Source organism: Ruegeria sp. CJ6, from assembly GCF_056536665.1.
Map to the genome: position 1 here is coordinate 242162 of NZ_JBQFQB010000005.1, position 25623 is coordinate 267784.

Annotated in this window: 25 protein-coding genes and 1 pseudogene; 12 read left to right on the forward strand and 14 right to left on the reverse strand. The window is 57.9% G+C overall.

Going from position 1 to position 25623, the window contains the following annotated elements; all coding sequences use genetic code 11:
- Nucleotides 1-425: 425 nt before the first annotated feature.
- Nucleotides 426-1367, reverse strand: coding sequence for a pirin family protein (locus ACR0BT_RS15960; RefSeq protein ID WP_480714661.1), 942 nt, complete (start codon nucleotides 1365-1367; stop codon nucleotides 426-428).
- 309 nt (nucleotides 1368-1676) lie between these two features.
- Between ACR0BT_RS15960 and ACR0BT_RS15965 the strand changes: the two are divergent.
- Nucleotides 1677-2489 (forward strand): annotated as a pseudogene (locus tag ACR0BT_RS15965) (pirin family protein); the annotation flags it as partial.
- Nucleotides 2490-2554: 65 nt separating this feature from the next.
- The gene (locus tag ACR0BT_RS15970; protein WP_480763577.1) at nucleotides 2555-3529 is read left to right on the forward strand and encodes a 2-dehydropantoate 2-reductase; all 975 of its coding nucleotides are present in this window, start codon (nucleotides 2555-2557) and stop codon (nucleotides 3527-3529) included.
- 61 nt (nucleotides 3530-3590) lie between these two features.
- On the opposite strand, the gene ACR0BT_RS15975 is transcribed toward ACR0BT_RS15970, so the two are convergent.
- From ACR0BT_RS15975 to hrpB, 3 genes are all read right to left on the reverse strand, one after another.
- On the reverse strand, nucleotides 3591-5069 hold the full coding sequence (locus ACR0BT_RS15975) for an inorganic phosphate transporter (RefSeq protein WP_480763578.1): 1479 nt from the start codon (nucleotides 5067-5069) through the stop codon (nucleotides 3591-3593).
- 89 nt (nucleotides 5070-5158) lie between these two features.
- A complete protein-coding gene (locus ACR0BT_RS15980) occupies nucleotides 5159-5617 on the reverse strand; it encodes an NUDIX hydrolase (protein WP_170511319.1) in 459 nt (152 codons plus the stop codon).
- Between the two features lie 194 nt (nucleotides 5618-5811).
- Entirely contained in the window at nucleotides 5812-8250 is a 2439-nt protein-coding gene (gene hrpB / locus ACR0BT_RS15985; protein ID WP_480763579.1) for an ATP-dependent helicase HrpB, read from the reverse strand.
- 120 nt (nucleotides 8251-8370) lie between these two features.
- On the opposite strand from hrpB, the gene meaB reads away from it, so the two are divergent.
- From meaB to ACR0BT_RS16010, 5 genes are all read left to right on the forward strand, one after another.
- Nucleotides 8371-9348, forward strand: a complete 978-nt coding sequence (meaB, locus tag ACR0BT_RS15990; RefSeq protein ID WP_170424219.1) for a methylmalonyl Co-A mutase-associated GTPase MeaB — start codon at nucleotides 8371-8373, stop codon at nucleotides 9346-9348.
- 170 nt (nucleotides 9349-9518) lie between these two features.
- Entirely contained in the window at nucleotides 9519-10712 is a 1194-nt protein-coding gene (locus tag ACR0BT_RS15995) for a Hint domain-containing protein (RefSeq protein WP_480763580.1), read from the forward strand.
- Between the two features lie 119 nt (nucleotides 10713-10831).
- Nucleotides 10832-11119 carry a 50S ribosomal protein L28 gene (rpmB, locus tag ACR0BT_RS16000; protein WP_008756960.1) on the forward strand — a complete coding sequence of 96 codons (288 nt, stop codon included), beginning with the start codon at nucleotides 10832-10834 and terminating at the stop codon, nucleotides 11117-11119.
- Between the two features lie 405 nt (nucleotides 11120-11524).
- Entirely contained in the window at nucleotides 11525-11875 is a 351-nt protein-coding gene (locus ACR0BT_RS16005) for a glycosyltransferase family protein (RefSeq protein ID WP_170733230.1), read from the forward strand.
- 45 nt (nucleotides 11876-11920) lie between these two features.
- A complete protein-coding gene (locus tag ACR0BT_RS16010; protein ID WP_170647588.1) occupies nucleotides 11921-12385 on the forward strand; it encodes a copper chaperone PCu(A)C in 465 nt (154 codons plus the stop codon).
- 68 nt (nucleotides 12386-12453) lie between these two features.
- On the opposite strand, the gene ACR0BT_RS16015 is transcribed toward ACR0BT_RS16010, so the two are convergent.
- Both ACR0BT_RS16015 and ACR0BT_RS16020 read right to left on the reverse strand, forming a co-directional pair.
- Nucleotides 12454-13062, reverse strand: a complete 609-nt coding sequence (locus ACR0BT_RS16015; RefSeq protein ID WP_480763581.1) for an HdeD family acid-resistance protein — start codon at nucleotides 13060-13062, stop codon at nucleotides 12454-12456.
- Between the two features lie 61 nt (nucleotides 13063-13123).
- On the reverse strand, nucleotides 13124-13822 hold the full coding sequence (locus ACR0BT_RS16020; RefSeq protein ID WP_170511307.1) for an NAD-dependent deacylase: 699 nt from the start codon (nucleotides 13820-13822) through the stop codon (nucleotides 13124-13126).
- 27 nt (nucleotides 13823-13849) lie between these two features.
- Between ACR0BT_RS16020 and ACR0BT_RS16025 the strand changes: the two genes are divergently transcribed.
- Complete coding sequence (locus ACR0BT_RS16025) at nucleotides 13850-14302, forward strand: low molecular weight protein-tyrosine-phosphatase (RefSeq protein WP_480763582.1); 453 nt, start codon at nucleotides 13850-13852, stop codon at nucleotides 14300-14302.
- A gap of 172 nt (nucleotides 14303-14474) precedes the next feature.
- On the opposite strand, the gene ACR0BT_RS16030 is transcribed toward ACR0BT_RS16025, so the two are convergent.
- The 4 genes from ACR0BT_RS16030 to ACR0BT_RS16045 all read right to left on the reverse strand — a co-directional run bounded on the left by ACR0BT_RS16030 (nucleotide 14475) and on the right by ACR0BT_RS16045 (nucleotide 18522).
- Nucleotides 14475-15614 (reverse strand): hypothetical protein, encoded by a 1140-nt coding sequence (locus ACR0BT_RS16030; protein WP_170564796.1) that lies wholly within the window; start codon nucleotides 15612-15614, stop codon nucleotides 14475-14477.
- A gap of 162 nt (nucleotides 15615-15776) precedes the next feature.
- A complete protein-coding gene (locus ACR0BT_RS16035) occupies nucleotides 15777-16718 on the reverse strand; it encodes a LysR family transcriptional regulator (RefSeq protein WP_170397757.1) in 942 nt (313 codons plus the stop codon).
- Between the two features lie 65 nt (nucleotides 16719-16783).
- Complete coding sequence (locus ACR0BT_RS16040) at nucleotides 16784-17092, reverse strand: hypothetical protein (protein WP_170404173.1); 309 nt, start codon at nucleotides 17090-17092, stop codon at nucleotides 16784-16786.
- Nucleotides 17093-17241: 149 nt separating this feature from the next.
- Nucleotides 17242-18522, reverse strand: coding sequence for a hypothetical protein (locus ACR0BT_RS16045; protein WP_480763583.1), 1281 nt, complete (start codon nucleotides 18520-18522; stop codon nucleotides 17242-17244).
- Between the two features lie 86 nt (nucleotides 18523-18608).
- On the opposite strand from ACR0BT_RS16045, the gene lepA reads away from it, so the two are divergent.
- Nucleotides 18609-20408, forward strand: coding sequence for a translation elongation factor 4 (gene lepA / locus ACR0BT_RS16050; protein WP_170397199.1), 1800 nt, complete (start codon nucleotides 18609-18611; stop codon nucleotides 20406-20408).
- A gap of 169 nt (nucleotides 20409-20577) precedes the next feature.
- On the opposite strand, the gene ACR0BT_RS16055 is transcribed toward lepA, so the two are convergent.
- Entirely contained in the window at nucleotides 20578-21075 is a 498-nt protein-coding gene (locus tag ACR0BT_RS16055) for a hypothetical protein (RefSeq protein WP_480763584.1), read from the reverse strand.
- Nucleotides 21076-21829: 754 nt separating this feature from the next.
- On the opposite strand from ACR0BT_RS16055, the gene ACR0BT_RS16060 reads away from it, so the two are divergent.
- A complete protein-coding gene (locus ACR0BT_RS16060) occupies nucleotides 21830-22150 on the forward strand; it encodes a hypothetical protein (protein ID WP_170397195.1) in 321 nt (106 codons plus the stop codon).
- Between the two features lie 130 nt (nucleotides 22151-22280).
- On the forward strand, nucleotides 22281-22730 hold the full coding sequence (locus ACR0BT_RS16065; protein WP_170466098.1) for a hypothetical protein: 450 nt from the start codon (nucleotides 22281-22283) through the stop codon (nucleotides 22728-22730).
- Nucleotides 22731-22812: 82 nt separating this feature from the next.
- On the opposite strand, the gene ACR0BT_RS16070 is transcribed toward ACR0BT_RS16065, so the two are convergent.
- The 3 genes from ACR0BT_RS16070 to ACR0BT_RS16080 form a co-directional block, all read right to left on the reverse strand.
- The gene (locus ACR0BT_RS16070) at nucleotides 22813-23241 is read right to left on the reverse strand and encodes a hypothetical protein (protein ID WP_480763585.1); all 429 of its coding nucleotides are present in this window, start codon (nucleotides 23239-23241) and stop codon (nucleotides 22813-22815) included.
- Nucleotides 23242-24069: 828 nt separating this feature from the next.
- Nucleotides 24070-24207: an entericidin A/B family lipoprotein gene (locus ACR0BT_RS16075; protein WP_010443271.1), complete on the reverse strand. Its 138-nt coding sequence runs from the start codon at nucleotides 24205-24207 to the stop codon at nucleotides 24070-24072.
- Nucleotides 24208-24306: 99 nt separating this feature from the next.
- A complete protein-coding gene (locus ACR0BT_RS16080) occupies nucleotides 24307-24648 on the reverse strand; it encodes an ArsR/SmtB family transcription factor (protein WP_480763586.1) in 342 nt (113 codons plus the stop codon).
- Nucleotides 24649-24957: 309 nt separating this feature from the next.
- Here ACR0BT_RS16080 and ACR0BT_RS16085 point away from each other — a divergent pair, with 309 nt between their 5' ends.
- The gene (locus ACR0BT_RS16085) at nucleotides 24958-25590 is read left to right on the forward strand and encodes an ATP-dependent Clp protease proteolytic subunit (RefSeq protein WP_039970058.1); all 633 of its coding nucleotides are present in this window, start codon (nucleotides 24958-24960) and stop codon (nucleotides 25588-25590) included.
- Nucleotides 25591-25623 lie beyond the last annotated feature (33 nt).

The following is a 25623-nucleotide window of genomic DNA, read 5'->3' on the forward strand; positions in this document are numbered from 1 at the left end:
TATTCATGTAGCGCCTTCTTTCATGTGTCGTTCGTCGACTGGGAATTATCAGGCGATAAATGCGAACGTTTGTGATTAACGAGCTCGTTCCGAACACCCTAGCGAAACCCGTTTCTAAGCTGGGGCACATGCTACAATTATTATGAAGGCAATTGGGTTATCGAAGTCGGCAGCATCGCAACGACGAGTAAATTTCCCTAGTGCACTCTTGTGGTTCTTACTCAGCATAGAGTCAAGGAAGTTTCCTTCGTCGCAAAACCTATTCTTCGCATAAATCGGAGGCAGATTGATACCTAGGCCGCAGATGCGGCGAACGGCAGCTCAGTGGCCCACCTGCCTGTTCAAACACCATGCAATGCAAGTCGGCTTTATCTCTCAAAGCGGTCTTAGAGGTGGTCCCCGACAAGTTCCGCTTTGGCGATCAACTACCTTTTAGGCAACGGAATGAACTCCTGATCATCTCCGGGCGGTAGGTGGAACCGTGGGTTACTCTCCCAAGTCTCAGCCCGCCAAGCCTCCTTAGCTTCCTCGATGCGCTCTTTAGAAGACGCCACGAAGTTCCACCAAATATGCCGGGGTCCCTCGAGCGTTTCACCACCCAAAAGCATCACCCGTGCGCCTCGTTCACCGGCCTTCATCGACACCCGATCACCGGGGCGGAACACCATCATCTGACCAGCCTCGAACGTATCCCCGGAGACCGTCACCGAACCCTCAACGACATACACCCCGCGATCCTCGTGGTCATCTGGTAGTGGCAGACTTGCACCCGCTTGAAGTACGGCATCGGCATAGAACATCTCAGCGGGGGTCTTGACCGGCGCACGTTCCCCGTAGGCGTTACCGAGGATCAGGCGCACCTCCTTGCCTTCACCTTCCATCACCGGCAGAGCATCAGCAGGGGCGTGTTCAAAGGTAGGGTCTAGGTCCTCGTGGTCCTTCGGTAGAGCAACCCAAGTCTGGATGCCGAAGAATGGCATAGGGTCCACTTGGGTTTCATCATCGGTTCTCTCCGAGTGTGTGATGCCATGTCCTGCAACCATCCAGTTCACTGCGCCCGGCTCGATCCATGAGTCCGTCCCAAGGCTATCCCGGTGGTGCATACGTCCACGGTATAGGTAGCTAACGGTCGCCAGACCGATATGAGGGTGAGGGCGTACGTCAATGCCTTTGGTTGGCAAGAACTCAACGGGTCCCATTTGATCGAAAAAGATGAAACTTCCAACCATCTGGCGCTTCGGAGCGGGCAGTGCGCGGCGTACCTCGAAGCCTCCCAAATCACGGGCGCGTGGGATGATGACGGTTTCTATCGCATCCACGGAGTCACCAGTGGGGCAGTGGGGGTCTAGCGCAGGGTTCCAAGACATAGGGCGTACTCCTTTAGCTCTGCTGATAAGATGGCATGAGGAGACGGGAAGTGAACCCCAAGGAGCGCTCAGGGTTAGTGCGGGGTTGCACACGTAGTTACTTAAACCAAATGGTTTGAATTTTGGGGCAAAAATCTGAGTGGGTTATGAATACGTGATCCTTCCCACTATCCCCCCGTGGCCCCCTTGGCTCACTCGGGGAAAACCAACAGGACACCCACGGGGTACGCCGGATGCTCAAGTGCAGCCACAAAAACCGCTGATCTCACGTCATCTGATAGGTCCTAATATGCAAACCGAATAAAACTCTTCGACCAAATGGGTCCGGCCGAATTCATCACCGAAGGCGGTATTGACGTACGGCCGCATCCCCATATCGGACTTGGTACCGTGACCTATTTATATCAGGGCGAGTTTGAACACCGCGACAGTCTCGGCACGCATCAGATGATCTACCCCGGCGAGGTCAACTGGATGGTCGCTGGGCGTGGTGTGACCCATTCCGAACGTACCAGTGACCACACACGCGGCAAGAAACACAGCCTGTTTGGCATCCAGACTTGGATCGCCCTGCCCGAAACTCACGAAGATATGGCCCCCGATTTCGAACACCACAAACAGGGCGCGTTGCCTCATATTCAGGATGCAGGCGTCAGCGCCCGCCTGATCCTTGGTTCCGCCTATGGCGAAACCAGCCCGGTCACCATGCTGTCCGAGACCTTTTATCTCGACGTCCAGCTCGAACCGGGTGCCTCCTTCCCGCTGCCCGACAATCACGAGGATCGCGGTGTCTATGTCACCACAGGCTCGGTCGAGATCGCAGGCGACAGCTTCGAGGCGGGTCGCATGATGGTCTTCCGCCCCGGCGATCACCTGTCCGTGAAGGCCGGACCACTGGGTGCGCGGCTGTTGCTGCTGGGCGGCGCGACCTTGAACGAAGATCGCTACATCTGGTGGAACTTCGTCTCCTCTTCGAAGGAGAAAATCGAAACCGCCACACGCGAATGGAAAACTGCCGACTGGGCGAACGGCGCCTTCCACCTGCCGCCCGGTGATGATCAGGAGTTCATTCCGATCTCAGAAGACCTCGAACGCACCCGACCCAGACGCGCCCGCGTCTGACCTCACGTCACGCTGGCTCCGTTGAACGATCCCGGCGATCCTTGGAGGCACAGCGGAGGTAAGCCATGAATATCGTCATCGCCGGTGCAGGCAGCATTGGCTGCTTTTGCGGCGCATTGCTGGCCGCAGCGGGACACAGCGTGACGCTGCTGGGCCGCGCGCGGGTGCTGGACGCCATCCGGGGACAGGGGCTGACGGTGACAGATTTCTCGAACCTGCATCGGCACGTCGCCGCCGCACAACTCCTGCTCAGCGAAGACCCTGCCTGTCTTGGGGATGCCGAGTTAGTCATCGTCACGGTAAAAACAGGCGCGACCGCCGAGATGGCAGCGCTGATCGCCGCACACGCCACGGAAACGGCCCCGGTTCTGTCTTGGCAGAATGGGCTCGAGAACGCCCGCACCCTGCGCACCGCTCTTCCCGGACGCGACGTTCGGGCTGGAATGGTGCCCTTCAACGTGGTGCCGACGGGCCCGGCAACCTATCACCGTGCCACATCGGGTGAGATCGTTATCGAGCGTGGCTCCCGGTCTCTGGCTGAACGCCTAAGCGCCCCGGATCTACGCGTCAGCGAAAGCGACCAGATCGAGGCAGTGCAATGGGGTAAGCTGGTGATCAACCTCAACAATGCATTGAACGCATTGTCCGGCCTGACCTTGCAAAACCAACTGCTCGACCGAAACTGGCGTCGCCTGATGGCTGATCAGATGGCCGAGGCGCAGCGTGTTTTGAAAGTCGCCGAGATCGAGGCCACCTCCACAACGCCACTACCCGCATGGATGACACCGCACATTCTACGTCTGCCAACGCCAATTTTTACACGAATTGCGACAAAAATGCTGACCATCGACCCCAATGCGCGCACCTCGATGGCTTATGATCTGACGGCGGGTCGCCCGACCGAAATCGACAGTCTACAGGGCGAAATCATCAAACTCGGCCAACAGTACGCGATCGCTACCCCGATCAATAGCCGAGTCTCTCAACTCATCCATCAATCACCGGACACGCCGCTCACAGTCGACCAGATCATAACCTGATCCGTCTCTTCATCTGGCCTAAAATACCTCGGAGCGCGAGGCAGAGCCTCGCAAAATCCGATCAAGCGAACGCAGTCAAAACCCAGAAAATTAGCGCCGACATCACTGCCGCTGCCGGTACCGTGATCACCCAGGCCGCCACGATGGTCATGAAATGCGACCGCCGCACCAGCTTGCGCCGCCGCCGTTCCTCGCGCGCCAGTCGCAGCTCTGCCGGTCGCTGGCGGTTCGAGTATTTCCACCGCCGTTCTGCATGCCACTCCCGATAGAAGCCAACACCAAAGACGGCCCCAACCGCGATATGAGTCGAACTGACCGGCAGACCCAGCCAACTGGCGACGATGACCGTGATCGCCGCCGATAGCGCGACACAGAACGCCCGCATCGGGTTCAGCTTGGTGATCTGGCTGCCGACCATACGGATCAGCTTGGGACCGAACAGGAATAGGCCGAACGAGATGCCAAACGCGCCGATCACCATGACCCATGTCGGGATCGAGACTTTCGTGGCAAAATCTCCGAACTCGGCCGCATGCACGATCGCCGCCAGTGGACCCACCGCATTGGCCACATCATTGGCCCCATGCGCAAAGCTCAGAAATGTGGCCGAAATCACCAGAGGCAGGCCAAACAACGTCTTCAACGACCGGGTCCGGTTCTCCAACCCTTCAGACTTGCGCTTGACCCACGGTACCGTCGCAGTCCAGACCAGGCCGCCAAAGGTCAGGCCGATCAAAAGGGCAAATTGAAGATCAATTTTGACGATCCGCTTCAGGCCTTTGACCGACAAGTAGGTGGCAAACGCCCCTGCCATCACGGCAACCAGAATGGGCACCCAGCGCCGCGCTGCCGCGATCTTGTCGTCCTGATACTGGATCTTGTGTTTGATCAATGCCAGAAAGGCGGCTGCAATCATCCCGCCCAAAACGGGTGAGATCACCCAGCTGGCGGCAATCGCGCTCATCGTGCCCCAACTCACCGCGCTCAGGCCCGCTGCTGCAATGCCGGCACCCATCACGCCGCCGACCACCGAATGCGTGGTCGAAACCGGTGCCCCGACCCAGGTAGCCAGATTGACCCACAGTGCCGACGATATCAGGGCCGCCATCATCGCCCAGATGAACACATTGCTGTTCTGCACCGACATCGGATCGATGATGCCCTTAGAGATGGTCGAAACCACATCCCCCCCTGCCAGCAATGCGCCTGCGCTTTCTGCGATGGCGGCAATCAGGATGGCTCCGCCCATGGTCAGAGCATTGGCCCCCACTGCCGGGCCCATATTGTTGGCCACGTCGTTGGCACCGATATTGATCGCCATGTAAGCGCCGAATGCAGCAGCTGCGACAACGATCACGCCGCCATCGGCCCGTCCGAACAGAAGCGCTGCAGCCAAACCTGCCAGCGCGATAAAGGCCAGTGCAATTCCGGGGGCCAACAGAGGACGCGATACTTGGGCATTGGCGTGCTCAACGCGCGAGATACGCTGTAGGTCACGGTCCAGTGCGTGCCAACGGGCTTTAGTGGGGTGGTCTGACATCGGTTCACAACGGCTGTTTTGAATGATGCCCGCCGCTAAACGGTTCCAATGGGCGCGGCAACCTTTGTCATCAGTTTTTTACAACATTGTTACAATTGCAGTAGCAAGTCGCGCAATTCCGGCTCTTGCACGCGTTCGGCGGCCACCTTCGGGGACACCCAGCAGCGCTTACGCTGATCGGACTCGGGGAATACATCCGCCAGTCCGGTCACCTCGATCCGATAAACGCTGGTGATAACCGGCAACGCCGTGCCGTCATCCAACCTTTTGTCGTATGAGTAATGACCAACGGGATCTTTCTGCACCTCCGTTGCACGCACCCCAGCCTCTTCCCAGGCTTCCCGCAATGCGGTTTCCGGCCCGTTGAGCCCATCAATGGGCCAGCCTTTGGGGATAATCCAGCGTCCGGTGCCCCGACTGGTGATTAACAAAACGTCGTCACCGGGACCTGCCTTGCGGGTACACAACGCAGCAACCTGCACCCGGCTTGGGCGCTGGATCAGCGGTCGCGCGACCTCTTCCCAGATGTTGCGTATCCATGTCGTCATGTAAGGCCTGCTCGGGCGTGTTCTTTTTGTAATTCGAAAAAGTTACATAATCATGTATTGCTGAGTTAACAATACCGCCCTCGGATAACCGCAAAATATGGCCTGAACTTTCAGTGTTTCGTGTATTTTTGCAGCAATTTGTGCGCTTTGCACTGTTTCCGCCAATGAGGCTTATTTACGCCCACCTGATCAACTCAGCCTTTGCGCCGCTTCGCGCGCAGCGTCGGATCCGCCTGAGTTGGATCTTCGGGCCAGGGATGTTTTGGGTACTGCGCCCGCATGTCCTTGCGCACTTCGGCATATGACCCGGCCCAGAATCCGGGCAGATCACGGGTGATCTGGATCGGTCGCTGGGCCGGTGACAGCAGCGTGATCTTCAAAGGCTCGCCCCCAACCACCGGATGTTGCGTAACGCCGAATACCTCTTGTAGCCGAACCGAGATTTCGGGCACCGCACCGCCATAGTCAATTGGCAGCTTGCGGCCCAACGGAGTCACAAACGAGCCCGGCGCCCGCCGATCCAGTTCATGCATCTGGTCCCAGTCCAGCCGGGCGCGCAGCGCGGGCAGCAGGTCGAACCGCTTCCAGTCATCGGCATTGCGCACGCCCGAGAGCATCGGCAGCAGCCAGTCTTCCAGCGTATCCATCAGCCCGGTTTCCGAGAAGTCCGGCAGATCAGCGCCTTCCGCGCGGATCAACTCGACCCGAGCGGCCAATCGCGCTGCGGCCCCGTTCAGCCGCACACCCAGATCGCGCACCCCGTCCAACATCGCCCGCGCCAATGCATCCTCGGGGACATCTTTCCAGATGCGGTCGTCCAGCGTGATCGCTCCGAACCGCTCTTGCCTGCGCGCCACGACACGGCGTTCGCGTTTCGACCAGTCGCAGCTGTCGACCCACGCGATCTGATCGCCGAATAGATCGCGAATTTCCCCCTCGGAAATCTGCGCTGCCATGCGCACGCGCGCTTCACGCGGGTTCCCATCCGTATCCGTCACCACAAGATAAGGTGCACCCGCCAGCGTATCACCGGCTTCCAGCACGACGCCTTTGCCACCCGACAGGACATAACGCGGGACATCTCCCTTGCGTCGCTGTCCGATGCGATCGGGATAGGCCAGCGCCGCCATCGCTGCCGGGCTCAGACCGCCCGCATCCTTAGATTGCGCGCGCAACCGCTTTGCTTCGCCCTTGATCCGATCCAGCGCGCCCATGTTGACCTGCCAGGCCCGATTGCGCTGAAACGCGCGCACGTCCCGCAGCACCTCAAGCCTCAAAGACAGATCGACCGGAGCGCCCCTTAGCGGATCGCGTTCCGCCATCAGCGCCGCCAGTGCCGCGGCCTCAGGTCCTGCGTGCAGCAACATATGCCCCAGCCGAGGATGCAGCGGCAGCGCCGCCAGCGCCCGCCCATGTTCGGTGATCCGACCTTTGCCATCCAGGGCACCCAGCATCGCCAGCAACGCGCGCGCCTCAGCCAGCGTGCCTTCGGGCGGCGCGGTCAGAAACGCAAGATCACCCGGTTCTGCGCCCCAGAGCGACAATTCTAACGCCAGCCCGGTCAGATCGGCTGCCTCGATCTCGGCAGGCGGGTAGGCGGCTAGTGCACCTTCTTCGCCCTTGGACCACAACCGATAGCAGACACCTTCGGCCACACGCCCCGCACGGCCTGCGCGCTGCGTCGCTTCGGCCCGCGTCACCCGCTCGGTCACCAGCCGCGACATGCCTGATCCGGGATCGAACCGCGCCCGCCGGGCTTGCCCCATATCGACCACCACGCGGATATCGGGAATAGTCAGCGAGGTTTCGGCAATCGACGTCGCCAGAACCACCTTGCGACCTTGCTTAACCGGCGCAATCGCCGCGCGCTGGGCGGCAAAGGGCAGTGCTCCGAACAAAGGCCGCACTGAACAGGTGTCGGGTAGACGGCTGGCCAAAGCCGCCTCGGCCCGCCGAATTTCACCTTCACCGGGCAGGAACACCAGCATGCCCCCTTTGGTTTCCCGTTCGGCTCGCACCACCAGATCGATCAGCGCGTCCAGTCGCCGCGCCTGCGGCCCCAAAGGCCGGTCCAACCAGCGGGTCTCGACCGGATAGCTGCGCCCTTCGGATGTCACCAGAGGCGCGTTCATCAGCTGGCCCACCGGTTCAGCATCCAGCGTCGCGGACATCGCCAGCAAGATCAGGTCATCGCGCAACGCTCCAGTCACCTCAAGGCACAGTGCAAGCCCAAGATCGGCGTTCAGGGACCGTTCGTGGAATTCATCGAATATCACAGCACCTACGCCGGGCAGGTCAGGTTCGGATTGCAGCATCCGTGTCAGGATACCTTCGGTCACAACCTCGATGCGCGTCGCCTTTGAAACTTTCACGTCTCCACGGACACGATAGCCCACGGTCTGGCCCACGGGTTCACCCAGCGTCTCGGCCATGCGTTCGGCGGCGGCACGGGCGGCCAGCCGCCGGGGTTCCAGCATGACGATCCGGCCCTCACACAGACCGGCCTGCAGCATCTCAAGCGGCACGCGGGTTGTCTTGCCCGCACCCGGCGGCGCCTGCAGCACCGCGCGCCCATGCGTTCGCAAGGCGTTCAGAATATCGGGAATGGCGTCATCAATGGGCAACCGGGTCATATCGCCTTATCGCCAAAGCCTCGGCCAAGGTCCAGCGTCGCCAATCTCGGCTCCGGTTGGGGCTGGACAAACCGGGTCATCCCCCCTCATCTAGGGCAAATTCCAGCCGGGGACTTACCGATGAACATTGCCGAGCTTGGCGACAGGATCTTGAACGGAGAGCGCAGGGCATTGGCCCGTGCGATCACACTGGTCGAAAGCGGGCGTGAAGATCATCGAGCGCAGGCAACTGCGCTGCTGGATCAATTGAGCGGCGCCGGACGCCAGGCTTTGCGGATCGGCCTGTCGGGCACGCCGGGTGTAGGCAAATCGACCTTTATCGAAAGCTTCGGCATGATGCTGACGGGGCAGGGGCTGCGCGTTGCGGTTCTTGCAGTTGACCCCAGCTCGGCCCGTTCGGGGGGCTCGATTCTGGGCGACAAAACCCGCATGGAGCGGCTGAGCCGCGAGAAAAACGCCTTTATCCGCCCGTCCCCCAGCCAGAGCCATCTTGGTGGCGTGGCGCGCCGCACACGCGAAGCGATTGCACTTTGTGAGGCGGCTGGTTTTGACGTCGTGCTGATTGAAACCGTGGGTGTGGGCCAATCGGAAACCGTTGTGGCCGAGATGTCTGACCTGTTCCTGCTGCTGCTGGCCCCGGCGGGCGGAGATGAGTTGCAGGGCGTCAAGCGCGGCATCATGGAGATGGCCGACATGATCCTGATCAACAAGGCCGATGGCGACCTGAAAGCGACTGCCACCCGCACCTGCGCCGATTACGCGGGCGCGCTGCGTCTGTTGCGCAAGCGCCCACAGGACCCCGAAGGGTTTCCCAAGGCCATGACGGTTTCAGCGGTTGAAGAGCATGGGCTGGAACAGGCCTGGGACGAAATGCAGGCCCTGACCACTTGGCGGCGCGAAGCCGGGCATTGGGTATTGAACCGCGCCACACAGGCACAATACTGGTTCGAGCAAGAGGTACGCCACGCATTGCTTGCGCGTCTCGAAACGCCACAGATGCGCAGTCGGATGAGCGATCTTGGCGCTCAGGTCAGTGCGGGCCACCTCAGCCCATCGGCGGCGGCCGAACAAATCCTCTCCGGGCTGTCCGACGCGTAACACTCTGGCGGTATGATGCGTGCGCGGCTGGTGCGCTGACCGCTAATCGTGTATTAAGGCTACATATATTGTTGTGTTTGAGTGTAAGTCACTGCGTTTGAACCGGGTTGAGAAAGGGCTTGGTCAGCTCGGATCGTGCCCGGATTCTCCGAGGAACGGGACACGTCAGAATGCCCAATATCAATGGTACCAACGGCGACGACGATATCGATGTCACAAATGACAACGGTACTCTGAACGGAAACCCGGCGACGCCTCCGGTGACCGGTATCCGTGGCCGTGGCGGCGATGACGATATCACCATCACCAATAGCACCATTGCCAACAATGTCCTGGGCAATGCAGGCACCGACACGATCATTGTTACCAACAGCGCGGTTGGCGGGCGCATCGCTAGCGGGTCCGATGCGGATACGGTTGATATCAGGGGGTCAACCGTCGGCGATATCCGGCTTGGTGCCGGTAATGACACGCTGAATTTCACCAGCACCACGGTGTCGGGTGACATTCGCGGCGGCAGCGGAACCGACACACTGAACCTCCCTGAGGGCACTGTTATCACGGACGATACTTTCGGGGTGATTACGGTCGAAGACGGGGTTGGTTATTCAGTCTCGAGCGGCACATTTACCCTGCCTTCAGGCATCACCGTCACGTATTCAGCGTTCGAGAACGGGTCGGGTATGCCCTGTTTCACGCGCGATACATTGATCACGACACAGGATGGGCGGTCCCTGATCCAGTCGTTGCGCACTGGTGATCTGGTCCACACTCTTGGGCACGGCCTACACCCGATCCGTTGGATCGGGCGGCGCGAATTTGATCGCTTCCAGCTTGAAGCCAACCCCAGACTCTGGCCTGTGCGTATCCTTGCAGGGGCATTGGGCGAGGGGCTGCCGCATCGCGATCTGCTGGTCTCGCGCCAGCATCGGATGCTGGTGCACTCAAAGATCGCTCAACGCATGTTCGGCACGACCGAGGTGCTGATTCCGGCCATCAAACTCACTGCAATGCCGGATATCTACATTGATGAAGGCGTGGAAAGCGTCGAGTATTACCACCTGCTGTTCGACCGCCATCAGGTGATCTTTGCCGAGGATGCGCCAACCGAAAGCCTCTATACCGGCCCCGAAGCGCTGAAAATGCTGAGCGCCGCGTCGCGTCGCGAGATATTCGAGATTTTTCCCGAACTGACAGACCTTGACTACCGCGCCGACCCGGCCCGCATGATCCCCGGCGGGCGGCTGCAAGCGCAGTTGATCACACGGCATTTGAAGAATAACAAGCCGCTGTTGCGGATGTCCCCGATCTTGACCTCAAATGAATTCAACTCGGGTGCAAAGATTTCGCCGCAGCCGTCTTGACCCTTCGCGCGATTCCCACTAAACGCATCCAACCAGTTTTCGGGCGCGACTTCGGGTTGCGCCCCTTGTGATTTGGCCGCGGGTCTTGTACCCGGCCTCTAGAAACAAAGGAAGAAACCATGTCGCGCCGTTGCGAACTGACCGGAAAAGGCCCGATGACTGGCAACAATGTCAGCCACGCCAAAAACAGAACTCGTCGCCGTTTTCTGCCCAACCTGAACGACGTTACCCTGCAGTCGGAAACTCTGGGTCGTGGCGTCAAGCTGCGCATCTCGGCAGCTGCCCTGCGCTCGGTTGACCACCGCGGTGGTCTGGACGCGTTCCTGGCTAAAGCCAAGGATGACGAGCTGTCGGCGAACGCCCTGAAAGTGAAGAAAGAAATCGCCAAGGCACAAGCCTCGGCCTAAGCGCTTTCTCACGCAAGAATTCAGCCCTGCACCCTGCGGTGTGGGGCTTTTCTTTTTTGCATTCGCTGCCCCTGTGCGAATGATTGTCTCTGAAATGGTAATAAAACGCCCCGCTTCGTGACGTTGTTCACAGAACGCCTGCTGAATATCGCATATGTTTATGCATATTCATGTTGAGGGGGTTACCATGTCACTCAAAGCAAAGAATTTTCTGTTTTTACTGCCACGATCAATTGCAAAAGCTGTGATCCGCTGCACCCGGATGCAGCGCCGGGTAAACCGACTGCATACGGGGATGAATGCCGAGGCGTTCAGGCCGCCGAAAAGCTGAGCTAGGCCATACTGTCTCAGCCACTGCTTTGCGCTTGAAGCCGGTTCAGCGGGCGGCGTATATACCAAGCTGACATGACAGGCTTTTTCCGCACATTTCTGCCTTATGCGCTGTCCCTGATGGTGATCCTCACCGGGCAGGGACTGGCCGTGTCGCGGGGTATGGAGCGCGCGGTCGGGCAGATGGTTTTGTGCACCGGCAGCGGGCCGGTCGTCGTCTATATGGACGAAGACGGCCAACCGACCCGCGCACCGCAATACTGCCCTGACTATGCGCTCAACCTGCTGGGCGCGATCCATGAAGCCTCGGTTGCCGTACCTCCGGCCCCGCCGCGCGCGCTCCCCGCGCCGTCGCTCCTTTCCCAGCATCTGATTGCCGCGCCGCTGCCGCGACACCCAGCTCGTGCCCCGCCGGTTTCTGCCTGATTCCAGTTTCCAAACTCTATCAGACAGTTACCAAGGAGAGGCACAATGACCCTCAAATCCAGCCTGCTTGCAGTCCTGACTACCTTTTCGCTGACCGGTGCGGCGCTGGCTGCCGATACCATCTCGGTCGAAGACCCTTATGCACGGTCTTCGGGCAAAACCGCGAAGGCGGGTGCCGCCTTCATGATTATCCAGAATCAAGGCGATACCGATGACCGCCTGATCGGCGTGACCTCGGATGCGGCTGCCCGTGTGGAACTGCACACTCATAAGGTTGACGAAAACGGTGTCGCCAAGATGGTGCATGTGAAGGAAGGCTTCGCCATTCCGGCGGGCGAAACCCACATGCTGAAACGCGGCGGTGATCACGTCATGTTCATGGGCCTGACAGCGCCCTTCGAACAGGGAGGGAGCGTTCCCGTCACACTGATCTTCGAAAACGCCGGAGAGGTCGCGGTCGAGATCCCGGTCGATCTTGAGCGCCAGGACAAAGGCGGCCATTCGAACTAACGCCTGTCTTCAGGCTGTGGTACAGCCATCATCCATACGTCAGGCCGGGCAATGCCCGGCCTGTTGCGTCATCTATTGACGGTTTTCATCTCCAATCGATCGCCCGCTTTTTTGAACCGTGCCGCCAGAAAGAACATCACCACCGCCGAGGTCAGCGCGAAGAAGGCAATTGCCCAGCCCAACGCCACCATGCCGCTGCCGGGCCAGAAGATCAGCACCAGCCCGACGATGAGTGCGAAGATACCTGAATTACGCACCGTTGCGCGCTCGGGGTCTTGTGGATGCATTTGCGGCAGCGCCATGAACGAGCCGATCGCAACGAACAGCGCAATCGCCCCCAAGAGGGTGAAGGCCAGCCAGGCCACGCCCTGTGGCCAGATCAGCAACACCAAACCGATCAGCGCGGCACCGATCCCGACGCCTCCGATCAGCCCGCGCCGCCCAAAACCCAGCCAGGTCAGCGCGCCATCCAGAATCAGCAGCGCCCCTACCAATCGCAGCAATAATGAGATGCTGCTGGTCGGCCAGAACAGCGCTGCAATCCCGATCAGACCTGCGAGAATTCCACGCAGCAGAAAGGTCCACCACAGGCTGGCCAGATTGGTACTTAACGTATCGCGCGCGTCGATACTGCTGTCGTCAAGGATTTCTCCGTCTTTGGGCGGTAGATCGGTCATGTCACTCACTCGGGTTTGCGTTTTCTGCACCATAGACGGGAAGACGCGCCGCTGTCTGCCCCTATCGCGTGCTGCCTCGCGCCAACAGCTCATCGACCCAGCGCGGTACTGCCTCCGAGGCTGGCCCCAGCCGGGTTTCATCAAATATTCCGGCGGATGGCTCAAGGTTCAATTCGATCGTCCGCGCGCCCACGGCCCGCGCCTCTTGTACAAACCCTGCCGCCGGATAAACCTGCCCCGAGGTGCCGATCGAGGCGAACAGCGATGCTTCCATCAGATGGTCGTAGATCTCATCCATGAAATATGGCATCTCGCCGAACCATACCACGTCGGGCCGGGCCGAGGGCTGGTGACAGGAGGGGCAGGGCTCACCCACATCCATTTCGGGTGGCGAAGCCCAACGATATCCGCACGCCGCACACAAAGCCCCAGCCAAGGTGCCATGCATATGGATCACATGCGCGGCCCCACCTGCCTCGTGCAGGCTGTCGACATTCTGGGTGACAAGGATCACCTCTCCAGGCCAGCCCTGCTGCAACCGGGCCAGCGCCTGATGCGCCGCGTTGGGTTGCGCCTTGGCGGCCTGTACTCGGCGGGCATTGTAAAACTGATGCACCAGCGACGGATTGCGGGCAAAGCCCTCGGGCGTGGCCACATCCTCGATTCGGTGCTGCGTCCACAGGCCCCCTTCATCGCGGAACGTACCCAACCCGCTTTCGGCGGAAATCCCGGCCCCGGTCAGAATGACGATCTTTTCCATACCTGTCCCACGCGCTAAACCTCTCTTATGTCACACCGTATCCTTTTCGTCTGCCTGGGCAATATCTGCCGGTCCCCCGCCGCCGAGGGTGCTTTTCGCGCCCGCGCCCCGCATCACCAGACCGACAGCGCCGGAACCTCGGGCTGGCATATCGGAGACCCGCCTTACGGCCCAATGCAAAAGGCCGCCCGCGCGCGTGATATCGACCTCAGCGACCTACGCGCGCGCCAGTTCGTGGCCGAGGATTTCAACCACTTCGACCTTATCATCGGAATGGACGCAGAAAACATCGCGAACATCGAAGATTTGCGCCCGGACGGCAACGACACCCCGGTCCGCCTGTTGACCGATTTCGCCCCCCATATCGGTGCCGACCATGTGCCTGACCCGTACTACACCGGAGATTTCGACGGCGTTCTGGACCTGATCGAAGAGGCCGTGGCGGGGCTGGATGCGCGTCTTCGCACTTCGTTTCAATAACCAGTTTCGTCCTGTTTGAGAAAGCGATTAAGGATCAGCGACGATCACGAGATTTAGCACCTTGAATTCGCACAGTCGCATATGTTCACAATTAGGTTCAAAATACGCAGCCTCAATTCGGCTGTGGGCTGCATCATTGCGCGAATACGCCCTGCTCTAGTGGTTCCAAAATCTAATTCTCAATCGCGGATGCTGGATGCCAGGCGGGTACATGCCAGTCACGACCGCGCTGAAGACATAGCCCTTCTTGATGACAATACCTAAGCCCAACCGAAACCGACCTTGAAAGATCGTCGGTCGGGTTGCCTAAATCCTGGTCTAATTGGCTCGGGCGTGTAAATGGAGGAAGGTCCAACCTGTGCTCTAAGGCAGTAAGCAGGTCAAAAATGGTGCTGCCATCAAAACCGTGATGACCCTCATCCTCCTCTTTCTGTGGATAAGACAGCGAGTGGTATCGATAAAAGCCGGTATTCCATCTTTTTAATACCGCTTCGAACGCATCTTGGAGCGTTGTTTCTCTTCGCTCCTTTTGCATCTTCAGATCCCAGTCCAGAACTTCCCAAGAGATCGTGCCAACAATAAAGTGCCATGCAGTTAACCGGTCACATTCGGGTTGTTCCAAAATCCAGAAAGCGGCCTCTAAGCGATCACCTTCAAATTCTTCGAAATCGGTAACGATCTCATTCCAGAGCCGGATATCAGGGTGTTCCAGTGATTTGAGGAACGGCAGCCATCCATCCTTTAGAAGGTGCATTGCGGAATCGCTCCCTCCAACCCGTTGAAGCCAATCCGAAGACGCGCTTGCTCTATCCCGGATGGATGCTTCTCGTTGTTCAAGAACAGCCCCCAAATTGCCAAAGGCTTGAGCTATCGCAATTCCTTTGAGCCATTTAGATCTTTCAAGGCTACTTTTCTCGTTGCCAAAATGACTCCCAAACATCTTAAGTTGATAAAGCGAGCGAATTTCGTCATCGGACAACGGAGATAGCTTATTCGTCTTGGTAGGCGCTGAGCTCCATTTCTCTGGCTTAATAGTGTAGAGCATACATCTAATCAGATCGCCGAGCGTCGAGAGATCGTTGATTATACTCTCGTCGTTTTTCAGGCCACGCCAGGCGAAGAAATTTGATGTCAAATGCACGGTAACTATTTGTTCGATATTGTACTTATCCCGGTCCACTTGGGCGCTTATGCGTGCGATGTCATCATCAAGAGAAGCAAACAGCGCGGGGTTGCTCATTGAATAAGCCAAGAACTCTAACATTCCTGACCGATCTTCAGCAGGCAGTGAAGGTCTTCTTTCAGAATTCATGAGACCCATGCTTCTCCGAAGGGCACTGCACCTCGCCTCAACTCTGGAGCGTTTTCGCTTAATAATGAAAGGTGTGGATGCAAGTCCGACGACCAAGCAGAGTATTAACAATAAAGTCATCCAGATTACAAAACTGCCTTTCACGCCTTGGGGAGCGTCAGGTCACCCCACCACCTTCAACTGACCACCTAACCACGGCAGTTGCGCAATCGCTGGATCAACGATCTGGCTGCGCATCAGGCGTCGGATCATGTCGGCCACTTCCTGCGGTACCTGATCGGACCAGTCGGTCCGTGTAAACAAGGAAATGGTGCGTGCGAACTCACCGAACGGGGCAGGGTGCGCCTCCATCCCGTCGTGGAAGCGGGCGGCGCGCATATAGCCCAGCGGCGTGGTAATCGCCCAGCCGAGGCCGCGCGCAACCATCGCCATCAGCGCGAGGTGTGAGCCGATTTCGAACCGTTCCTCGAATTCCAGCTGCTGCCGGGCCAGATGGCTTTCGATCTGACGGCTGATCAACTGCTCGCGGGCATAGCGCAGAAAGGGCAGATCCTGCACTGGTTGCGCAACGCCCTTAGGCGCGACCAGAATGAACGGATCCTGCACCAGCGGATATTCGACCACGCCCTCCAGCACCTCGCCAGAATGGGCCGAGACCGCCATGTGCAGGCGCTGCGCTTCCAGCTCGGCAAACAGGTCCAGACTGGGCAGCGTGATCAGCTTGAATTTCGACCGGGTCAGACTGTCGGCCAGCAATGTCGCCAATCGCGGCGTCAGGTCGTTGTCGAAATCGTCGATCAAGCCGATGGACAGGGTGGTCAGATGCCCCAGATCCATCACCGCCAGTTCGCCTTGCGCCATCTGCAACTCGGCCAGCACTGCCTCGGCCCGCGCCAGGAAACTGCGGCCGGCCTGTGTCAGTCGCATCGGTCGCCGCCCGTGATCCACCAGATCGGTGCCCAAAGCCTTTTCCAGATTGCGCAACTGCTGGGACACCGAGGGCTGGCTGAGCCCCGTGATCTCGGCCGCCTGCGCCACCGATCCGGTCCGCGCCAGCGCCTCGAACACTTCAAGGCCCCGCAGGGTCAGCCCTTTCATCACCATCGCACATACCTTTCGCTGCGCCATTTCTGAGGCGCAGCGGGCATCAGGTCAAGGATTGACAGGGCTCAGTTGCAGATCGCTTGCGCCATCTGGCCAAAGTTCTGATACCGATCCCACAGCGCATCATCGCGCGCGGTCTGCGACATCTTCAACTCCTGCGCCTGATGCGGGTTGGTGAACCACTTGGCGACGGTCTTCTGATCACTACGCGTCAGCGCCTGATCCGCCACGCGCTGAATACACCGGCACCGCGCCCGCGTCGCCGCTTCACGGTCTGATGCTAGACACGCCCGCTTGATCTGCGCCGCGTCCACTGTGTGGGCCACCGACGTCAGCGATGCCGCACAAAATGCGATTAAGAGGAACTGTTTCATACTCGAGCCTCGTTTTTTGCCTGCCCGGACGGGTCTTATGCCCCTCTCGGTCTGCGGCGGAGTATGAATCAAAGTGGATTCGGGATCAATTGGGTGGTTCGAAAAAGTGATCGTGAAGCTTTCAGAGCCCGCTTCTAAGGTCAAAACAACTATTGCTTGGTGCCCAGATCTTCTACCTCCGGACGTTTCAGCAACTGTTTGGCGGCCTGAGAAGGTTTCATTTGATTAGTAATTAATCCACCAACAACGGCGCCGGCTACTGGTTGGCCAAGCATGGCACCAATGCCGGTCGTGCCCAAAACAATGCTAGTTGGTACAGTGGCTCCTGCTACATTATCCGGAGATGAGTAGTGTGTAAGTTTGCTCAGTAGCTCGTCTTTATAATCACGCAACCACACAGCGATTCCTCCCCCATCAGCTTTGCTGGGTTCGCCATTAGGCGCTGGCAGCGCAGCACTGAGTTCGGAAAATTTGGTAATGAGATAGTCTGCGAATTCTAGAATTTCGGCACGCAGATCAGCGTCCAGAGTATTTGAGCCTCTAATCTGTTCTCGAAAACTGTCTATTTGTTCGATCAACCCGGCAATGGACACGGCCAAAGCATCTCTATTGAGCATAATCGACTGTGTAATCTCGGTTGTCCTCGATCGCGATGCGCCAGCTGGGTCGTGCAAGCTTCTGCGTATTTCTTGACGCTTCTCAATACGCGCTACCTCCGCCGCGAAAGCACCCGGGCCTTCTCGCCATATTTCATCTTCGATCAACGCGATCTGGCGTTGAAAGTCCCAATCCAGTGGATTCCCATCAATAAATCTTTGACGCCACAAGCGCCAAAATGAGTAACTTGACTCTTGAAAGAAGCCTCTGAAATTTCTTTTATCTTCGACGCTAGGTACAATCGTTGGTTTGTTACTCCAAAGTTCGGAATTGAACAGGTTAGCATCTACCAATCCAAAATCCTTGAGGCATTCCTTTAGAATCAATTCCTCCGCTTCGAAGTAGGCTTGAGGCGTCCTCCAATGATCAGCTGACGTTGCGGTCAAGAATTGATGTTGGTTTGTGGCGGTGGCAAAAGAGGCTATCACTCCATCTACTGCTTTTTGTGCGCTTCCAATCTCTTGAAGGTGCGAGGCTTGTGCGGCTAGGAATGAGGTACTGTCAGAAAGTAACACATCGTCAGGATGTACTTGTGACCAAGTCTGCCGCAGCGCGCTAAAGGATTCCGGGCATTGAAATTTCCAATGAACAATTGACTGTAGGAGGAGCCGTCCATTGGGAAACAGAAATCTGTCACTTACATCTGTATTTCCATCAAAGTTCGGAGGTGGAAAGTCCCGTAGTGCTGCTCGCAAGGCCACACCAGTACATTTTCGGGTGTTTTGCTCTTCAAATTCGGAACGTAGCAGTTCGGCGTAATCAACTTGCGACATCTTAATCCTTTGGGAGTTGATCCAGCCTTCGAACACTAAACGTGCCACCTTGACCAACCCACGATTCCTCTACATATCCCCATCCCATGACAGACCTCGCTCATATCCGCAATTTCTCCATCGTCGCGCATATCGACCATGGCAAATCCACCCTTGCTGACCGGCTCATCCAAGAGACCGGAACGGTCAAGGATCGCGACATGAAGGAACAGCTGCTCGACAGCATGGATATCGAGCGCGAGCGTGGCATCACCATCAAGGCCAACACGGTTCGCATCGACTATACCGCCGACAATGGCGAGGCATACGTGCTGAACCTGATCGACACCCCCGGCCACGTGGATTTCGCCTATGAGGTCAGCCGGTCGATGCGCGCGGTTGAAGGCTCGCTGCTGGTTGTCGACTCGACCCAAGGGGTCGAGGCGCAGACGCTGGCGAATGTGTATCAGGCCATCGACGCCGATCATGAGATCGTGCCGGTGCTCAACAAGATCGACCTGCCAGCGTCCGATTGTGACCGCGTCGCGGAGCAGATTGAGGATGTGATCGGCATCGACGCGACCGACGCCATTCAGGTCAGCGCCAAGACGGGGCAGGGCATCCACGAAACGCTCGAGGCCATCGTGCAGCAACTGCCCGCACCGCAGGGCAATCTGGACGCGCCGCTCAAGGCGATGCTGGTGGATTCGTGGTACGACGCCTATCTCGGCGTCATCGTTCTGGTCCGCATCATGGACGGCACGCTGAAAAAGGGGATGCGGGTCAAGTTCATGTCGAACAACACCCTGCACCATGTGGACCGCGTCGGTGTCTTCCGCCCCGAGATGGAGATGGTCGACAGCCTCGGCCCCGGTGAGATCGGCTTCCTGACCGCTTCGATCAAACAGGTCCGCGACACCCGTGTTGGTGACACCATCACCAATGACCGCAACGGCACCGAAGAGGCTCTGACAGGATTCAAACCCGCGCAGCCGGTGGTGTTCTGTGGCCTCTTCCCCGTCGACAGTTCCGAATTCGAAGACCTGCGCGACGCGATCGACAAATTGGCCCTGAACGACGCCAGCTTCAGCTTTGAAATGGAAACCTCGGCAGCACTTGGCTTTGGCTTCCGCTGCGGCTTCCTCGGTCTTCTGCACCTTGAGGTCATCCGAGACCGCATCGAACGCGAATATGATATCGAGCTCATCACCACCGCGCCGTCGGTGATCTATCACGTCTACATGAAAGACGGCGAGATGATCGAGCTGCACAACCCCGCCGACATGCCCGACCCGTCCAAGGTCGACCATATCGAGGAACCGCGCATCAAGGCGACCATTCTGGTGCCCGACGAATACCTCGGCGACGTGCTGAAACTCTGCCAGGACCGCCGCGGCATCCAGCTGGACCTGACCTATGCCGGCACCCGCGCCATGGTCGTCTATGACCTGCCGCTGAATGAGGTCGTCTTTGACTTCTACGACCGCCTGAAATCGGTGACCAAGGGCTATGCCTCGTTCGACTATCAGATGACCGGTTATACCGAGGATAATCTGGTCAAGATGTCGGTGCTGGTGAATGACGAACCGGTGGATGCGCTTTCGACCATGGTTCACCGCGACCGGGCCGAGATGCGGGGCCGTGCCATGTGCGAAAAGCTCAAGGACCTGATCCCGCGCCACATGTTCAAAATCCCGATCCAGGCCGCCATCGGAGGCAAGGTCATCGCGCGCGAGACCCTCTCGGCCTTGCGCAAGGACGTGACCGCCAAATGCTACGGAGGCGACGCCACGCGGAAACGCAAACTGCTGGACAAGCAGAAGGCGGGTAAAAAGAAGATGCGTCAGTTCGGGAAGGTCGATATCCCGCAGGAGGCGTTTATTAGCGCCTTAAAAATGGACAGCTAAGGCTGTCCATTTTTACGGCGGGTGGGCGAAAGCGGTTGGTGCAGCCAACTGCGTGCCCACACGGTGCGATTTATGAGAGAGGGAATGGCTGAGCCCGTACGATTTTCGTGTTGCCCGTGCCATCTCATTGCCGAGATTGCTGCAGGGTTACATTTCGTCACTTAGATCCTTAGCACGCGCCAGCGTTAAGGTTACGTAGAAGGTTCATCCCCGCCGTTTTTTCCGCCTTGGCGTGATCCAAACCGGTCGATCTTAGTTTTAATACTTGAATCAAGATGCGGATCATTGTGAATAGATTTTGGTGAGTCAGGTAAGTCAGCCAAGATATTACGGCTTTGTTGAACAAATCCTGAAGCTCTGGGCGCATGCTGTAGAAACTGCGGTCAATATCTGATTTCATGCTGGCTTCAACGGACTTCCCATTCGCTCGAGCAGTCAATGCAGTCAACAAGAAACGGTGCCCGCCGTCATTAGATGCGGAGGCATTCATGGTTTCCAAGAAATCGAGCATGATGTCCGGAAGTTCGTCGCTAGAAGTCATTAGGCTTTCGGTGGCCTCAAAAAATTCTTTCGAAGACACTGCTAAGATACGGTTCGAAAGAGCGCGTGCGCGCGCATACAGCGTGAGCAACCCGAACGAGAGCACAATTGCGGCACTGAATGCCACCCAGCTTACAATTGAAGTAATCACTTTCTAAGCCCCCTTTCTCGCTCGACGTTCTCGCTTCTCTTTCTCTGCCTCAATCTTCGCTGCCAACGTTTTACTATTAAGTTTGAATTCTGACCGAATTTTGGCCATCTCTCGTCTATGGTTTAGAATTGTGGGCAGTCTCAAGGCAATGAGCCCCAGCAGGATTAGTCCATAGAGTTCCCATTTAGTTAAGCCAAAGACCGTTGCAGTTTCACGAATCTCCCTAAGAAGCTCGGTTACGTCCATAAAATAATCGCTCAAATCAGTTTTTCTGCCTTGAAACGACAATATCAATCAAATTTGACCAAGTGCCAGCAAAAAAAGGCCAACTAGGCATAAATAAATAGGAATTAATATACTTTAGTTCAACTGATAGCTCTATTTGGGAAGGGCTAGGAAACAACCCACCCGCCCGGCGGCACCGCCGGGCCGCGCCGACCCGCCCCCATGGGGCGGCGCGTTTGCGCCTCCCCTCGGGCCGGCGCTGCCCTCAGTTCTTTTGATCGAACGGTATTCATAAACCGTAGGGCGGGCTTCAGCCCGCCATTCACTCCATGGATCGGATGGAGACGGCGGGCCGAAGCCCGCCCTACGAGGGTATTGGTGGGTTAAAACCCACCCTACGTAAGATGGGTTTTTAACCCATCACCCACACTGTGACCCACCTCACAGCCCTAAATCAGCCCATCTGCTACAGTTGACCCAACGGCAACCTTTGCAGGAGGCCCTTATGTCTACATCGCTTGTTCCCCTTATCGCTTTTGGATCAGCAGGCCTTTATTCCGTTGCCATGATCGCGATGAAGTTCTGGTGGAAACTCCCCGGCGTGGGTCTTGGTCTACTGATCGTCGCGACCCTGCTGGCCGGGGCCACGCTCGAACTCGCCGCTCTGCGCGAGGAACGGCTGGGCATCATCTATACCGGCATTCTTGGGGCCGAAGTGGTTCTGATCGCCATCGCCTCATTCTTTCTGTTCGGCGAGAACTTCTCGTATCGCGAGGCGGCAGGTATCGGTCTGGTCATCCTCGGCACTGCGCTGGCCTGGGCCTGACGCAAACATTACCGGTTCATGAAGTTTCCCTTAGGTAAGTTGTAACCGGCGCACCTCCGCCCAATCTGTATGCCACAGCAAGGATGTTCGTTTTTGAACTTCAAAGGGTCGCTTTCAGGAGGAGATCCCCATGACCAGATACATGACTGCCGGAGCCGCCGCTCTGGCCACGTCCCTCGCCCTCGGAACCGCAGCACTGGCCGATACCACACCGGATCTGCGCGGCACGTGGGTCGGGTCCTACACGACCGTGCAGCCCAGCCATTATTACAAGGGCGATCAGCCCCGCTTTAATCAGGCCGAATGGATGCTCGACGTCCAGATGCAGGAAGACAATGTCTTCTGGGGGCCCAGCAAGTGGCGTCGGGATGGCGACACTGAATGGAATGAATACGAGGCCACCGGAACCATCAGCCTCGATGGGTCTGGCTCGATCGGCATCGTTGAAACTTCCCCGCTGGTGATTGGCGCCAATGCGTTGATCGATGCGCGGTACGAGGACGGCAAGATCTTTGCCGATTTCCGTAGCCTGCGGAACGGAACGACCTACAGCACAGTTCTGGAACGTCAGGTGAACTGAAGCGTTTCCGGCCCGATCGGATGTTAAAGGGGGTTAATGCCGCTGAGATTTGTGACTGCGGCAGGAGTAGTAGGTACCCCGGTCAGGTCGGAGCGCTTCTCATAAACAACTGTCTCCACAGGGAGGCGACGGGCCGGGCGGCGATCTCGCCGCCCGCGACAGGGTCCAGACCCCCGCGCTTGAGAATGCGGCGTTCCTCGGCACGGGTCATCTGGATCTCGCGGACCTTCAGCGCGGCGTCGCGCGCGGTGAGGTAAGAACCGTCCGGCCCAGGTTCCATCCCCGGAATACCACGCCCCTTCGACCACCACCCGCGCAGCCCGCTGAGCGGGTGTTTGCGTCCGATGGTGTCATCATCCAGTAACTCCCAGATCCGCTGCGCCTCGTTCATCGACACCAGTGCGGCGATCGGTTTGCCATAACGGGTCAGCACGATCACTTGCCGGGGGTCTTGCGACAAGGTGGCCAGTTCGCCCAAACGGGCGCGGGCTTGAGAAATGGTCAGGCGCATAGGCGAATCTCCGGTTGTACGATTCGAAAGATTGGGGGCTTGAGTGTTGTACAACTCGGACAATACCCCCCTAATTCAGCGCGCGGGACCTTCGCAGGTGCAGAAACCAAGCGAATTCTGGCCGGCGATCCATATTTGACTTTTTCCATCCCCAAGCCTGCGCGATGACGCGAATTCTCGGGTTATCCACATGGCTCTCCCGGCGGATATCAACAGCTTATCCCCGTCTAATTTTTATGCTGCAGTGCTATTTTCTTGCCGGATCATGACGCTGATGTAACAGTCTGGTTACTGCTTCTGATCTTCGGAACAGGGGCGGGATGCAAGGGCCAAGGGGGCCACAGCAGCGAAGGCGGATTTTAGGATTTGTTTGTAGTTGCAATGGCTTACCGGTGGTGGAGCAGGTGGTCTGGGCTTCGGTTCGGGTTAAATGCTCAGCCTCTCAGAAGGTCCGCGCGGACTGCGACGCGACATAGCGCGTGTGGCAGTGGCCAATGTCCCTTCGGGGGCCGAGGCAACTGGACCGGGAAGCCCCTCGGGCGGAACGGACCGGCAAGGCGTCAGGAGTGTCCGCAAGGATGCATGCAAAGACCGCGTCTGAGCACCTGACGCCTTTTCCTTTTTGAGAACCCAAGGTTCATACAGGCTACCACGCACCACCCTCCGGACCAGAACGGGGTTCTTTCGCTTGCGCAAAAGAACCCCGTCAAAGTGTCAGAAATGCAATGCCGCGTCTATGCACCTGTACCGGCACACTACTCGGGTTGAGTCGGTGTGGCAACTACATATTGCGGGTAAGCGTTGCCTGAACGCAACATCCCGTCACGATCAGATGTTTTCCTGCACGTCCTCGGCCGCGTTCTGGATGGCATCTCCGGCGTTTTCGATATCTTTACCAGCGCCCTTTGCGGTTTCGCATGCGGTCAAGGTGAACAGGGCCAGGCCAATCAGAATTGCGCGGATCATCGGTTGCTCCATAAGTGCTTGTTTCGAATTGACTAGCAGCTTTCCCGGGCCATAGCTACAGGTTTTGCATGGCCGATTTCGAAGGGCTAAAAACTAGACTCAGGTCGCATCCTGAGCGCAAAACAGTTCGTACACCACTTCCAGTATTCGGGCTGGTCGATCATCTGCCAGCCGGTAGTATATCGCCTTGCCTTCGCGACGAGGAACAACCAGCCCCTCAAGTCTGAGCCGCGACAGTTGCTGAGAAACGGCGGCTTGGCGGGCCGATAGCAATTGTTCCAGTTCAGTAACGGATTTCTCGCCCGAGACGAGGTGACACAGGATCATCAAACGCCCTTCGTGGCTTATGGCTTTCAGAAAGTTCGACGCGCGCGTTGCGTTTTCAACCATCCGGTCAAGGTCGCCGTGTGACATATCCTCGGTCATTTGCGGAAAAGCCATGATCGTATTCCCTCGTTAGTGCCGCCGAATCCCGACGCCTGACCGGCGCCGCATCCGCAGCGAGAACTCTTGGTACAATTTCCAGGCATGTATTTCCATATGCATGGATCAAAATAGCGTGATGTAACCAGCACGTTTCCGCGCAATCCGTCAACCGACCTGTAGCGGCGTGTGCATTCGGGTCGTGCAGGTAGACGGAATTCGTGGGAACGTTCGGCCCCCCTTGCAGCCCCCCTGTGGCGGCACTAAGACTCGGGTAACTACTCTTCGGGTAATGTCCCGATCCATCGCAAAACAGGCAGGTTCCGAATGTTCGATCCAGTTGATACATATATGAACACACTCGTCCCCATGGTCGTCGAGCAGACCAGCCGGGGCGAGCGCGCATACGACATCTTCTCGCGCCTTCTGAAAGAGCGGATCATTTTCATCAACGGCCCCATCCATGACGGTATGAGCCATTTGGTGGTCGCTCAGCTGCTGCACCTTGAGGCGGAAAATCCGAACAAGGAAATCTCGATCTACATCAACTCTCCCGGTGGCGTGGTCACCAGTGGTTTGTCGATTTACGACACAATGCAGTATATCAAGCCGAAATGTTCCACATTGGTGATCGGTCAGGCGGCGTCGATGGGTTCGGTTCTGCTGGCCGGGGGCGAGAAGGGAATGCGCTTTTCGCTGCCTAACAGCCGGATCATGGTGCACCAGCCCAGCGGCGGTTATCAGGGCCAGGCGAGCGACATCATGATCCACGCGGCCGAGACGCAAAAGCTGAAAGATCGCCTGTATGACATCTATGTGCGCCATACCGGGCAGACCAAAAAGGCGGTTGAAAAGGCGCTGGATCGTGACAATTTCATGAGCCCGGAAGAGGCCAAGGATTGGGGCCATATCGACGAGATCGTCGAGAACCGCGCCAAGATGGATGGTGACGAGGCCTAGGTTCAAATCCGCGCGCGTCCGGCGTGAGGGATG

Coding starts and splice junctions, on each gene's coding strand:
- ACR0BT_RS15960 (WP_480714661.1), bottom strand. CDS start 1,367: ATGTCTTGGAACCCTGCGCTAGACCCCCACTGCCCCACTGGTGACTCC.
- ACR0BT_RS15970 (WP_480763577.1), top strand. CDS start 2,555: ATGAATATCGTCATCGCCGGTGCAGGCAGCATTGGCTGCTTTTGCGGC.
- ACR0BT_RS15975 (WP_480763578.1), bottom strand. CDS start 5,069: ATGTCAGACCACCCCACTAAAGCCCGTTGGCACGCACTGGACCGTGAC.
- ACR0BT_RS15980 (WP_170511319.1), bottom strand. CDS start 5,617: ATGACGACATGGATACGCAACATCTGGGAAGAGGTCGCGCGACCGCTG.
- hrpB (WP_480763579.1), bottom strand. CDS start 8,250: ATGACCCGGTTGCCCATTGATGACGCCATTCCCGATATTCTGAACGCC.
- meaB (WP_170424219.1), top strand. CDS start 8,371: ATGAACATTGCCGAGCTTGGCGACAGGATCTTGAACGGAGAGCGCAGG.
- ACR0BT_RS15995 (WP_480763580.1), top strand. CDS start 9,519: ATGCCCAATATCAATGGTACCAACGGCGACGACGATATCGATGTCACA.
- rpmB (WP_008756960.1), top strand. CDS start 10,832: ATGTCGCGCCGTTGCGAACTGACCGGAAAAGGCCCGATGACTGGCAAC.
- ACR0BT_RS16005 (WP_170733230.1), top strand. CDS start 11,525: ATGACAGGCTTTTTCCGCACATTTCTGCCTTATGCGCTGTCCCTGATG.
- ACR0BT_RS16010 (WP_170647588.1), top strand. CDS start 11,921: ATGACCCTCAAATCCAGCCTGCTTGCAGTCCTGACTACCTTTTCGCTG.
- ACR0BT_RS16015 (WP_480763581.1), bottom strand. CDS start 13,062: ATGACCGATCTACCGCCCAAAGACGGAGAAATCCTTGACGACAGCAGT.
- ACR0BT_RS16020 (WP_170511307.1), bottom strand. CDS start 13,822: ATGGAAAAGATCGTCATTCTGACCGGGGCCGGGATTTCCGCCGAAAGC.
- ACR0BT_RS16025 (WP_480763582.1), top strand. CDS start 13,850: ATGTCACACCGTATCCTTTTCGTCTGCCTGGGCAATATCTGCCGGTCC.
- ACR0BT_RS16030 (WP_170564796.1), bottom strand. CDS start 15,614: ATGAATTCTGAAAGAAGACCTTCACTGCCTGCTGAAGATCGGTCAGGA.
- ACR0BT_RS16035 (WP_170397757.1), bottom strand. CDS start 16,718: ATGGTGATGAAAGGGCTGACCCTGCGGGGCCTTGAAGTGTTCGAGGCG.
- ACR0BT_RS16040 (WP_170404173.1), bottom strand. CDS start 17,092: ATGAAACAGTTCCTCTTAATCGCATTTTGTGCGGCATCGCTGACGTCG.
- ACR0BT_RS16045 (WP_480763583.1), bottom strand. CDS start 18,522: ATGTCGCAAGTTGATTACGCCGAACTGCTACGTTCCGAATTTGAAGAG.
- lepA (WP_170397199.1), top strand. CDS start 18,609: ATGACAGACCTCGCTCATATCCGCAATTTCTCCATCGTCGCGCATATC.
- ACR0BT_RS16060 (WP_170397195.1), top strand. CDS start 21,830: ATGTCTACATCGCTTGTTCCCCTTATCGCTTTTGGATCAGCAGGCCTT.
- ACR0BT_RS16065 (WP_170466098.1), top strand. CDS start 22,281: ATGACCAGATACATGACTGCCGGAGCCGCCGCTCTGGCCACGTCCCTC.
- ACR0BT_RS16070 (WP_480763585.1), bottom strand. CDS start 23,241: ATGCGCCTGACCATTTCTCAAGCCCGCGCCCGTTTGGGCGAACTGGCC.
- ACR0BT_RS16075 (WP_010443271.1), bottom strand. CDS start 24,207: ATGATCCGCGCAATTCTGATTGGCCTGGCCCTGTTCACCTTGACCGCA.
- ACR0BT_RS16080 (WP_480763586.1), bottom strand. CDS start 24,648: ATGGCTTTTCCGCAAATGACCGAGGATATGTCACACGGCGACCTTGAC.
- ACR0BT_RS16085 (WP_039970058.1), top strand. CDS start 24,958: ATGTTCGATCCAGTTGATACATATATGAACACACTCGTCCCCATGGTC.